The 2,202-nt window shown below is 25.2% G+C and carries 4 protein-coding genes; all 4 read right to left on the bottom strand.

The annotated features are described in order from the left end of the window. Positions 1–100: 100 nt before the first annotated feature. Genes JFN88_RS06290 through rplP form a run of 4 tightly spaced genes read right to left on the bottom strand, consistent with a single transcriptional unit; the run spans position 101 to position 2,158 of the window. Positions 101–748, bottom strand: a complete 648-nt coding sequence (locus JFN88_RS06290; RefSeq protein WP_199018491.1) for a hypothetical protein — start codon at positions 746–748, stop codon at positions 101–103. A gap of 20 nt (positions 749–768) precedes the next feature. After that, positions 769–1,335 carry a 50S ribosomal protein L5 gene (rplE, locus tag JFN88_RS06285; protein WP_199018490.1) on the bottom strand — a complete coding sequence of 189 codons (567 nt, stop codon included), beginning with the start codon at positions 1,333–1,335 and terminating at the stop codon, positions 769–771. 8 nt (positions 1,336–1,343) lie between these two features. Next, positions 1,344–1,703 carry a 50S ribosomal protein L14 gene (rplN, locus tag JFN88_RS06280; RefSeq protein ID WP_199018489.1) on the bottom strand — a complete coding sequence of 120 codons (360 nt, stop codon included), beginning with the start codon at positions 1,701–1,703 and terminating at the stop codon, positions 1,344–1,346. A 32-nt stretch (positions 1,704–1,735) separates the two neighbouring features. Continuing rightward, positions 1,736–2,158, bottom strand: a complete 423-nt coding sequence (gene rplP / locus JFN88_RS06275) for a 50S ribosomal protein L16 (RefSeq protein WP_199018488.1) — start codon at positions 2,156–2,158, stop codon at positions 1,736–1,738. Between the last annotated feature and the right edge of the window lie 44 nt (positions 2,159–2,202).

Raw genomic sequence — 2,202 nt, 5'->3', positions numbered from 1 at the left:
ATTAGTAAATCTTTGATTATTACTAGTATTTTTCTTTTTATAAGAAGAATTAGAATTATTCTTTTTATATTGATTTATATTCATAAAAAAATGTATTTCTTTAATTTATTTGGAATAAAAATTCGCCACCTACATTATATTCAACAGCTTCAGGAGCATTTAAAATTTGTTTATCCTTATATGATGTTGAAAAATATAGATGTTTTCCACTTTGCTGTTTTTTCTTTATTTGCTCTTTTATTTGATAAACAGGTAAATAAATACGAAGACTTGGTTTACTAATTATTTCAATTTTTTTTAAAAAAGGTTGATTTTTTTCATCTTTTGATAATTCAAAAAAAATAAAAACTTGTCTTTCTCCATTTTTTCCAAAAAGACTACTTTTATTTTTATCAAAAAAATTCAGATTTGTTTTTTCAGATAAATTTACATTTTCAAGTGGAAATAAGAAAGCATATTCTTTTTTTAAGGTCTTTGTATAAAAATCCTTATGTTTTTTTGAAAAATTAAAAGATTCATAAAATTGTGTTTTATTTTGAATTTTTTTCTGTTTTAATAAAGTATACTCTTTTTTTAGAGGTTCTGCTACTAAAAAATGTGCCTCGTTAACGAACTTATCTTGAATTAACGCTTTTAATATAGCATAATTTAAAGCAGTATAACGAACTTTTAAGATTCGAGCTTGTCCTTGATTTAGACTTGCATTTTTTATTTGAGAGATTATATCAATAAGAAATTTTTGTGTCATAAGTAAAAAAGTATTATATATTATTTTTCAACAAGCAATCCATATTCTCTTAGTAAAGTAAAAGCCTCTTCATTAGTTTGAAAATTGGTTACAATAGAAATATTAAGTCCTATTTTTGCATACTTATAATATTTCTTAGGGTCGCATTCGCGGAAATCAAAAATAGATTTTATAGGAATAGTAAAATTACCATGTCCGTCAAATTGTTTTTGACTAAAACCTCTAAATTCATAATTTTGAGGTAATATAATAGCTATTAATCTAGTAAAAAAGCTAAACATATATTTTTTTCGAAGTGTAGTAAATAAACCTAATGGTGTATTTTCGCGTAAATGAAAACCTGCAATAGGTTTTTTAGCGTATTTAACTTTAGGTTTTTGACCAGTAATTAAAATTAACTGTTGAAAAAAAAAGTCTATCACATCATCGGGAACTTCTTTTAAGCATCCTATTCCACAATGAACTACAATTTTTTCAATATTTTTTGTAAATTTGTTAACAAAATTTATAATTGTTTTTTTTTGCAAAATATTATCATTATTTTGATATAAACTCCCTTTATTATTATTTTTATTATTATAAGACATATCAAAAACTAAATAATCATTGAAGCTAAAGATAAAATTTTTTGAAACCCCTTATTTCTAAGTTCATATAAAATAGGTCCGAAGATTCGAGTTCCTCTTGGATTCATCTTTTTATTTAAAATAATTGCTGCATTTTCATTAAAATGAATATGTGTTCCGTCTTTTCGCTTTAATTTTGATTGTGCTCTCACAACAACAGCTCGAACAATTTCTGACCTTTTTACAGCTGCATTAGGTAGAGCTTCTTTAATAACTCCTACAATAGTGTCTCCTATTTTGGCTGATTTTCCATTTAATACACGAATACACATAATTTTTTTTGCTCCTGTATTATCTGCTATTTTAAGAAATGTTTGTGTTTGAATCATAAAATAATTTAAATTTATTTAGTATTATAATATTATAAATTAAGACGTTTTTTTCGACGAATAATTTTTGTTTTCATGGGAAGTTTTGAAGCTGTTAATGTCAAAGCATCAAATGCAAGTTTCTTAGTAACTCCTTTCAATTCATAAAGAACACGACCAGGTTTTATTAAATCAACATAAAATTTAGGTGATCCTTTACCAGAACCCATTCGTGTTCCTGAAGAATGTTTTGTGCGTGGTTTATCAGCAAAAGTTCTAATCCATACTTTACCTCGTCTACGAATTTTTCTAGTACATGCTCGTCGACCAGCTTCTATTTGTTTTGGAGTAATCCATGAAGGTTCTAAAGCTTGTAGTCCATACATACCAAAAGTTATTTTATTTCCACGTAACGCTTTACCGCGTAAATGACCACGATGATATTTTCTATATTTTAATTTTTTAGGAATATACATAAATAAAAATTATTAAATTTAATTAATTCGTTCTAGATTTATAG

Source organism: Paenibacillus roseus (assembly GCF_016424485.1).
In the GTDB taxonomy this organism is placed as follows: domain Bacteria; phylum Bacillota; class Bacilli; order Paenibacillales; family Paenibacillaceae; genus Paenibacillus_D; species Paenibacillus_D roseus.
The sequence above is the reverse complement of the archived record's forward strand: the minus strand, read 5'-3'. Positions and strand labels throughout refer to the sequence as shown.

Excerpts from the sequence above, each read along its gene's own strand:
- JFN88_RS06290 (WP_199018491.1), bottom strand. The coding sequence starts at position 748 with ATGACACAAAAATTTCTTATTGATATAATCTCTCAAATAAAAAATGCA.
- rplN (WP_199018489.1), bottom strand. The coding sequence starts at position 1,703 with ATGATTCAAACACAAACATTTCTTAAAATAGCAGATAATACAGGAGCA.
- rplP (WP_199018488.1), bottom strand. The coding sequence starts at position 2,158 with ATGTATATTCCTAAAAAATTAAAATATAGAAAATATCATCGTGGTCAT.
- rplE (WP_199018490.1), bottom strand. The coding sequence starts at position 1,335 with ATGTCTTATAATAATAAAAATAATAATAAAGGGAGTTTATATCAAAAT.